Source organism: Streptomyces sp. NPDC033845 (assembly GCF_055576225.1).
This window is the reverse complement of record NZ_JBVIRI010000057.1, coordinates 1-8,569: the sequence shown is the minus strand read 5'-3', so window position 1 is coordinate 8,569 and position 8,569 is coordinate 1. Positions and strand designations below refer to the sequence as shown.

The window sequence follows — 8,569 nt, the reverse complement described above, 5'->3', positions numbered from 1 at the left end:
GCACCTTCTTCTTCGCCATGCTCTCCATGATGAACATCATCCTTCCGGGGCCAAAACCCCTGATCTCCGATGTCCGTCAAAGCGAAGCAAGCCCACCCCCTCAGCGACACGGCTACGGCCGACACACGGTCAGGAGGAGTTCGAGGTACGGGTGTACGCGCACCTGCGGACAGGCCCCAGGGCGGGCGGATACGCCTGCCCGGGGGCGTTGCCTGATCAGGAAACCTTGGACTACGCGCTCCGGCACTGACCGGGCTGCTGCCGGGCCCCGGGAGGACTGGCCCGGTGCCGGGTGGCGCCTGGCACGTCGGCATGCCCAGCGGGGCGGCCTTGTCGAGGACGTCGACGACCAGGGGTCACGCTTCGGGCGGTCGGGGCGAAGGGCTACTCGTCGGCACCGGACCCATGAGGCCCGCGCGGGGTCGCGAGCAGCCGGCCCATTTCTGGCCGCGCGTCCTCGTCGTACTGCCGCTGGATGTGCGCCAGCTCGTCCAACACGAGCAGGTCTCGGCAGGGGGGCGCTTCTCCGCGTGCTGCAAGAGCAGGGCGGGCTGGTTCACGACGGTGTCTGCCAGCGCAGCGGCCCCGGTCAGCCCCACGCGGCGTAGCACGTGGGGTGTGCGCTCCCGCTCCCATCCCGGGCCCGCGTTCAAACAACTCCGAAATTTAAGGTTGCAACTACTCAATCGAATAGAAACAGCACATACGATGTTCCGCACACGGAAACTAGCAGCCGATCGCATTGGACTAGAATGAATATCTCGGTACGTCAGATAGCGGGAGTGAGTGCCGCGGCTTGCACTCTCCTGGGTATCGCCGCAGGAACGTCTTATGCTTCAGCAGCACATTCTACCGAACGCACAGGCGTCGACTGCCACTTCCGGCAAATCAGATGGGGTGGAAGCTAGCTCGAACTGCTCAACCATTTTCGATGCAACGAATGCCACAAAAAACATATTAAATCTTCACAAATACTACGTTCAAGAATACGGTGAAAGTGACCGTGCCTTTGAGCAGAAGCCTCAAGAATTCATTGATCCCGAAGCTGCACGAAATAGAATCGCAAAGACCAAAGCCGCGTTTCGCGGCCTGTCCATACCCGTCGGATCAATTTCCCTAGCCTCCGCCATCTACTATAAGATTGATGAGGGGACAAAATGCGAAGTCCGCGTACGCGTACCCGAGATCGGCAAGAATAGCGTGACCGCTAGCGGAAACTACAAAGCAATCATTAGCTCTGGCTGGCATCCCGCAGTTCATGTTCAGATGGAGAATTGATAGTTTCCCGCGAATAGCAACCGGGATTTGATGTAGCGCTCAGGTGCAAAAGGATCCCTGAGCGCTACTTAGCTCGCAGTCGTCCAATCGCTCGTTGACCGCCCGATCAGATAGTAGAGGCCCGTCTAATAAGGGTCAAATAGACGGCGCAAGATAGACCCTGCGCCCATCCGGTCGGATGTGCAGATTACGCTCACACTAGTACAAGCCATTTGGCCGGTTGCATCCAATTGTAAAACAGTTGAATGCTCCAGCGAAAACGCGGAGGAGGAGGAAAAAATTGCTGGGAAGGATATCGTTGTATACATCAGCTGTCCTGTCAACGTCTTTGATGCTCGTTACCACGAGTTTCGCAGCAGAACCAAGCAACCACAACATGAAGGACGAAGACGTCTCGACGCAGAGCTCTATAACCGGAGTCGTCCACAACGAGACTGCAAACAATCTGCGCTTGACCAGTACCACCAATCGGGGAACTTGGCACAGATCCCCTCAGGGGTACATTGCGTCGGACTCAGATGCCGCGAGCTTCAAAATCGGCGCACCAGGCCTACCGGACAAGCTATCCGCCGAGTTCACCTACGAAATAGAGGGAACCGGACAGATTGCCAGGTTCTACGCACTCGTTCCCTTCGCTACGTCGAATAAAACATCGTGCAGTATTACCGAAAGGGACGGCAGCAAGTCCCAAACATTTGCATGCGCTGCCGACATAGGGAATCACTACGATCCGTCCGCAAACTTCTACGTCTACTACATCGGGAAAAGAGAAATATCAGACAAGAAAGCACAAGGGAAATACTACGCAGAATATTGCACCAAAGGCAAGTGCTCTTTCGGACCTTCATCCATGAATAAGAAAGCATATTCTTCACCGCGCTTCATTTCCAAGGTTTGGGATAACTGTTCTGACCAGGAAGTAATCCATCATTTCGGCTGGCATGAGAAGGCGGAGTATACCAACTCCATCAGCACGGAGGCCCACTTCGGAATGGAGTCCTTCGTTACTGCGGGGATCAAGAAAACGTACAACGAAACCGTTTCCACGTCAAAGCTGCAGATTGACAGCGTCAGCGCACCGATTGGCCCCTGGAAACGCGGCTACATAGAAATGCTAACCGCGGAAGTCCAATACACTGGCGACATTACGGTATCTCATCACTCTGGAGCAACTCTCAGTATGCCATCCGTTACTTTCGGATATCCAGACCCCAGCCGTCCAGACAACCCCAGAATTCATGGTGCGCTAGATGCCCAATGCGCGCTCAAAACCGGTGACTATTGATCGTAGAACGATGTAGCCACGGTATTCGTCGGTGTTGTCGAGAGGGCCCGGCCGCAAGTCTCCAAGCAGCGGCAGTAGCGTCACCAGACCGACCCCTGCAGCCCGTCGGCGATGATGTTGTCCTGTCCCGCAGTGTTGATGTCGTGACCTGGGACCTGATCGTTCAAAGGCCACCGTATCGGCGATGCCGACCGCCCGGCTCCCGCGGTGAGCCCCCCTCCGGGGACCGGTGGGGCGGACGCACTCCGCCAGCAGTCGGCACCGCCCGATGCCCTCGCCGAACGCGCCCGGGCCGCCGCTCGGTTCACCATCACAGGGGAGGCCGTGCGGGCCGCCCTCCACCACACCGCGGACCGGTACTGAACTTGAATGCGTGATGTCGGTCAGTCGTCCATGATCAGGCCGGTGCCGGCCAGGCAGCCGTGGACCAGGTCCGGGCGGTACTGGATCCGCTTGAGCCTGCGCTTGACGTCGCGGGTGATCTGGCCGAGGTCGGCCGCGGCGAGGTTTCCGATGTCGCGCTTGACCAGCGACCAGATGCCTTCCTGCGGGTTCAGAAGCCGTATCTCAACCGATCATGGAGCGTGTGGTTCGAACAGGCTTATCGCCCGGGTGATCTTCCCGTTGTGCGCGTATGAAGGCAGGGCCTCTCGGTAGCTCGGGGATGCGAATCTGACCGAGCAGTGCCCGGAGGCCCTGGTGTCCTTGTTGTACGTGTCCGAGCCCTTCCGGTTCAACTCAGCTGCACCATCATGTGATTGCCTCGCCCACATGTACGGTAACGCGGCCGACCATCCCGACCGGGTGCGGCGGTATCCGTCGGACATGACGGACGCGGAATGGGCGGCGGAAGATCTTGGTAGATAAAGAACAAGCTGAGTACCTGATCCATATCCGTACAGGCAGACAGTGCTTCCCCATCGGGCATGGTTGACCTTTTGCTCTGGCCGTGGTCCTGACCTGTGCGTACGGTCGTGGGAGTCCTTGTTCACGGCGTTCCTGGTGCTTCCGGATCCGCCTCAAAGAGTCGGGAATCCGATGCCGTTCACCCTTGCGCATCCAGCTGCGGTCCTGCCCCTGCTTCGGCGTCCGTTTGTTCCGGCAGCGCTGATTGCGGGTGCGATGGCACCCGATGTCCCCTACTTCCTGGGGGCTCTCGGCCTGTCAGCGACGTCTCATACGTGGTACGAACCGCTGACGAACGCCACCACTTCGCACGCGGTCACCGGGATCTTCACCGTCGACCTGATCTTCACGGCCGGCTTGCTCGTCCTCTACAGGCTGGTGCGCGGTCCCGTGCTGGCCCTGTGTCCTCCCGCCTGGGGCAGGCAGGGGGAACAGCCGCAGCCTGCGGAAGGCCTCCTCGGGCTCGGGAAGAAGGGCATGTGGCTCCTGGTGTCCGCCCTGATCGGCATCGCCTCCCACCTGGCATGGGACTTGCTGACCGACACCGGTCTCCTGCCCGGGAACATCCTGACCTACGTGAACACAGCCGTGGGCCTGGCTGCCATCGGGGTGTACCTGTGGCGCCACCGCGACCGGCTGCGCACCTCGCCGGAAGGTCACGACCGCCTGAGTCCGGCGAAGCGCTGGAGTGTCGTGGTGGCCCTGGCGCTGGCCGGCGTGCTTGGGGCCGCGGCACGGTTCCAGGGCTTCGCCGCCTACCGCTACACCACCGAGACCAACTTCGACCAGCCGACGACGCAGACCCTCCCGGGCGGCGGCAACATCACCACCTATCCGGAGCGGATGGTGGAGGCCCCGTGGGGGTCCACCATCCAGGGATTCCTGTACGACATCGCCAAGGGCGCCGTCGCAGGACTGGCGGTCGCCTTGCTCGTCTACGGCATCGCCTGGCAGGTCAGCCGGCTTCTCCGGCGCCGACGGGACAACAGCGAACTCGCAGGCAACCTGGCATGACACCTGACAGGGCCACGTCGATATTTGCCGTGGGAACCGCAGTCAGTCTCGAGTGTGTTCGCGGGAGGCCGGCTGGCCTGTCCGGCGGGATTGTCGGCGGATGATCCGCCTGGCCATCAGGGTGATGGCTGCCCAGGTGATCAGAGTTTCGGAGTGCTGGACGAGGCGTTCGTAGTCGCGTGCATTCCGGCGGGCGTGCATGACCCAGGCGTGCGACCTCTCGACGACCCAGCGGCAGGGCAGGACGACGAAGCCGACCGCCTCCTTGGGACGGCTGACCGTCTTGACCGTCAGGTTGAGGTAATTCTTCGCCCAGGTCACGAGCTGGCCGGCGTAGGCGGAGTCGGCCCAGACGATCGTGATCTCCGGGTGCATCAGCCTCAGCCGGAACAAGACTTCTTTCGCTGCGTCGCGGTCGGTCATATCGGCAGGGGTGACCATGACGAACAGCGGCAGGCCCTTGGTGTCCACGACCAGGTGCCGCTTGCGGCCGTTGATCTTCTTCGCCGCGTCGTAGCCGCGTGAGTCGCGGCCGACGGTCTCGGCGGCCTTGACGGACTGGGAGTCGATGACGGTGGCGACCGCTCCCGGGGCCCGGCCCATGTCGAGGCGGATCCGTTTGCGGAGATGGTCGCGGATCTGTCCGATCACGCCGGCGGCGGCCCAGCGGGCCATGAAGTTGTAGCAGGTCCGCCACGGCGGGAAGTCCTTCGGCAAAGCCCGCCACTTGCATCCGGTGTCCACGACATACCGGATGGCATCCACGATCTCCCGCCGCGGATGCCTCTCCGGCCGCCCTCCTTTCGGCGTCTCGCAGGCAGGGATCGGCAGCAGCGGTTCGATCAAGGCCCACTCGTCATCGAAGGTGTCCGAGGGATAGCAGCGCCGCCGGGTCAACGGGTTTCCCCTCCCTTTATGGGCAGGTCCGGCCGCGAAGCGGCCGGACCTGCCCATTTTCATGCATCGGCGTAGTCGGCGATGATGTCGAGGGTGGATTCGACGGAGTTGAGCTGTGTGTGCATGCCGGATCCACCGGCCCTTGGGCTGTAGGACGGTGTGGGGGGCGACGACGCCGGTGATGAAGCGGCGGATCTCGGTGAGCTTCTCTCGGATGACCGCGACTTCGTACGCCTGGAGTTCGTGCGGGTCGGAGCAGAACCGGTAGCCGTCGGGCCTGGTCCAGATCAGCGGTGGCCAGCCCCCGCTCGGCGATGGTGTCGCGCAGGCAGGCCAGTCCCGCGCGGGCCTGGGAAGGGGAGAGTTCGCTGGAGCGGACCAGCTGGCCGAAGGCCAGTCCGGCCGGGCGGGCCTCGAAGAGGATGATGCGGACGGTGTCGGCACGCCGTTCGGCCGCGGCCGAACGGCGCCGGATGGCGCCCGGCATCCGGCTACTCGCCCTGGAGCAGGCGGGCGAGTTCGACGTCGACGTCGACCTTTCCGGTGTCGACGGCGGTTTCGATCCAGTCCAGGGTCGCCCTGACGCGGGCGATGTTCTCGTGGACGATCACGCGTTCGTCCTTGCCGAGCTGCCGGTCCCGCAGCCCCGGTACGACGCGGCCGGAGGCGGCGACGAAGGCGTGGCAGGCGGTGATCAGGTCCAGGAACTCCACCGTCCGATCGATACGCCTCACCGCAGGAGCCACCGGACTGGTCTGATCGAAGTGTTCTCGGGCCTGTCGGCCGCGTTCGACCTGGGCGTGATTGACCTGGTGGCGGGCGGTGTCGTCGCCCATCGCCTTGAAAGCGACGGCTGGCCTGCGCAGTAGACCTGTGGTCACCGTCGCCGCGACCTGTTCGTCGCGGGTCAGCTCTTCCACCGCCCTCACTCGGTCTTCCTGGCGGACCTGGGCGACGACCGTGGGGCGTTTGAGGAGGTCACCGGTAACGGCCGCAGCGATCTCCTCGTCCTCGACCAGGCTGTGGACGGCGCTGACCCGGTCCTCGGCACGGACCTGCGCGACCACCGCCGGCCGCCGGAGCAGGTCACCGGTCACCACCGCGGCCACATCCTCGTCCCTGGCGAGGGTGTGGATCGCACTCACCTTCTCCTGCGGGGTGACCGGCCGCTGGACCTGCCGCCCGACCCTGCGGTTCGCCTCGTCCGGCGTCCACCTGCCCGTAACCGCCGGCGGATTCAAGATCGCGGCAAACCGCTCCTGTTCGTCCTCGATCGACGCCAAGATCCGGTGGACCGTGAACGACACTGACGGTTGCCGGTGCTGCTCGGGCCAGCAGGAAGCCGTCCACCGCAGATGCTTAACCTGTGAATACGACAACCCGATGTCCTCCGCCAACCGGAACAGGGAGTCTCGGACCGTGAACAACTCCTCACCGCGTTCCTGGTAGCCGCACTCACGCATCGGCTCGATCTCCAACGCGTAATCCCCGATCGCGAACTGCCCCCGACTCTGGGCCTCCACGACCTTGCGCAGTTCCGCCACGATCTGCTCGTAACGGTGGGCGCTGACACTGCCGACCTTGTCGGCACTCTCGATCTTCTCGGGCATGGCCATGGTGCCCACCACCCTGAACGGGCCGGGGCACAGCCCCTCGGCCGTGACAAGACGCGGCCCGCTTCCAGACCGAGAGTCGGGACAGCCTGGCAAAGATCGCAACGATTGACCACAAATAGGCGGAGTCTGACTGATTGTCCGATTGAAATGCGTTCGCAGAGCGGTCACTGTGACCGTTCGCCGAACGATTCCTTCCGGGCCCGCCAGGCCCTTGTCACGCACCGCCGTGAGCAGAAGACGGCATCCGAGCGTCGGTCCACCCCGGCCACCCAGCCCGTCCCGCACTCGGGACACACCGCCCGGCCGGCCCCACTCAGCTCCGCCACCACCCGGCGCCTCAAACGGCGTGTTCGGCGCCGCTGCCTGGCACGACACGCAGTCGAGCAGAACAACGCGTCCGGCCGCAATCCCGGATCCAACCGGTCACCGCAGCCACCGCACACCCGCACACCCGACCGCCCCGAACCTCCGGACACTGACCCAGCCTAGAGCCCACGACCCATCGGCAACCGGGATATGGATCAGGTACTCAGACCCCGGCCAAGGTCAGCCTGAGACTCCCCCGTCGCGTACATCAGGGCCGCCACGGTGAGGCGGAGCAAGGCCTCTGAACTCTGCATATGGGCAACTCCCATCAGACATGCACTGGTTGCATACAGGCTAGTCGGCGGGGAGCACCGAGGGGGCATGAACACCGAACCCGGGACTCGCAGTTTCTATATGGGTTGACCGGCCGGCTGAACCGGCGCCCCTGGAACCGGGATGATGACGGTCATGGGACACACCATGGTCATCGCCGTACTCCCCGACCACCTCGCCCGGCTCGATGCCCTGGTCGCCGAGCAGCAGTCCGCCGAACTCCGCTGGCGCTCCGGCGCCGAGCAGGACGCCGGTCTGCTCGGCCTGCGGGGTGCGGAGCTGCGGGAGGTGCGGGCGCGGATCCGCGGGGAGCGGGGGCGGTTGCGGGAGGACGGGACGCACCGGGTCACCCGCTGGTACGCGCTCGCCCCCGCACTCCGTACCGAACTCGACGTCCGGGGCCTGCTGCGGGAGTGGGAGCCGGTCCCGGAGGACGCGCAGCAGGGCGGGCAGCTGCTCGGCGGCACCGGCCGCCACGGCGGGACCGGGCTGACGGGCCGGCTGTGCCTGACCCTGCCCGACAGCGTGGCGGTGCCGCTGCGGCGGGGGGTCTACTGGACGAACCAGCCCCACCTCCGGGTGCTTCAGGAGTGGGGAGACCGGTGGGGGGCGAGCGCGTTCCGCGAGCAGAGCGCCCCGCCCGAAGCCCTCACCGAACGCGCCCGCGCGGCCGCCCAGGTCACCACCACCGGGGAAGTCCTGCGGGCCGCCCTCCACCGCACCGTGGGCGGGTAGCCGGCCCCGGCGCAGCTACCGGTTCCGGCGGGTCCCCCACGCGGCCAGCGAGGCCCGGTCCGGGGACCGTGCCGGCGGCATCGCGCAAGCCTCCGCCGCGATGGCCAGTGGGCGGTGCTGGGGCCGTTGTTGCCGGTCGCGGGGTTGGGCAGGCCGTCGGTGTGCCGGCGGCGGTTGATCGACGGGATCCGCTGGCGGG

At 64.4% G+C, this 8,569-nt stretch carries 5 protein-coding genes and 3 pseudogenes; 4 read left to right on the top strand and 4 right to left on the bottom strand.

What is annotated here, in order from left to right:
• Positions 1-831 precede the first annotated feature (831 nt).
• A complete protein-coding gene (locus tag ACZ50K_RS37460; RefSeq protein WP_468911903.1) occupies positions 832-1,278 on the top strand; it encodes a hypothetical protein in 447 nt (148 codons plus the stop codon).
• A gap of 451 nt (positions 1,279-1,729) precedes the next feature.
• Positions 1,730-2,563, top strand: a complete 834-nt coding sequence (locus tag ACZ50K_RS37455) for a hypothetical protein (protein WP_468911902.1) — start codon at positions 1,730-1,732, stop codon at positions 2,561-2,563.
• Positions 2,564-2,946: 383 nt separating this feature from the next.
• Here the strand turns inward: ACZ50K_RS37455 and ACZ50K_RS37450 are convergent.
• Positions 2,947-3,120, bottom strand: a pseudogene (locus ACZ50K_RS37450) (IS630 family transposase); the annotation flags it as partial.
• Positions 3,121-3,601: 481 nt separating this feature from the next.
• Here ACZ50K_RS37450 and ACZ50K_RS37445 point away from each other — a divergent pair.
• Positions 3,602-4,483 (top strand): DUF4184 family protein, encoded by an 882-nt coding sequence (locus ACZ50K_RS37445; RefSeq protein ID WP_468911900.1) that lies wholly within the window; start codon positions 3,602-3,604, stop codon positions 4,481-4,483.
• 96 nt (positions 4,484-4,579) lie between these two features.
• On the opposite strand, the pseudogene ACZ50K_RS37440 reads toward ACZ50K_RS37445, so the two are convergent.
• The 3 genes and pseudogenes from ACZ50K_RS37440 to ACZ50K_RS37430 form a co-directional block, all read right to left on the bottom strand.
• A pseudogene (locus ACZ50K_RS37440) lies at positions 4,580-5,380 on the bottom strand (IS5 family transposase); the annotation flags it as partial.
• 59 nt (positions 5,381-5,439) lie between these two features.
• Positions 5,440-5,867: pseudogene (locus ACZ50K_RS37435) on the bottom strand (RacP protein).
• A 4-nt stretch (positions 5,868-5,871) separates the two neighbouring features.
• A complete protein-coding gene (locus tag ACZ50K_RS37430) occupies positions 5,872-6,990 on the bottom strand; it encodes a DUF6192 family protein (RefSeq protein WP_468911906.1) in 1,119 nt (372 codons plus the stop codon).
• Between the two features lie 780 nt (positions 6,991-7,770).
• Between ACZ50K_RS37430 and ACZ50K_RS37425 the strand changes: the two genes are divergently transcribed.
• Positions 7,771-8,370 carry a hypothetical protein gene (locus tag ACZ50K_RS37425; protein ID WP_468911898.1) on the top strand — a complete coding sequence of 200 codons (600 nt, stop codon included), beginning with the start codon at positions 7,771-7,773 and terminating at the stop codon, positions 8,368-8,370.
• Positions 8,371-8,569 lie beyond the last annotated feature (199 nt).

What these genes read in the sequence shown, in the direction of transcription:
- ACZ50K_RS37460 (WP_468911903.1), top strand. Translation starts at nt 832, where the DNA reads ATGCTTCAGCAGCACATTCTACCGAACGCACAGGCGTCGACTGCCACT.
- ACZ50K_RS37445 (WP_468911900.1), top strand. Translation starts at nt 3,602, where the DNA reads ATGCCGTTCACCCTTGCGCATCCAGCTGCGGTCCTGCCCCTGCTTCGG.
- ACZ50K_RS37430 (WP_468911906.1), bottom strand. Translation starts at nt 6,990, where the DNA reads ATGCCCGAGAAGATCGAGAGTGCCGACAAGGTCGGCAGTGTCAGCGCC.
- ACZ50K_RS37425 (WP_468911898.1), top strand. Translation starts at nt 7,771, where the DNA reads ATGGGACACACCATGGTCATCGCCGTACTCCCCGACCACCTCGCCCGG.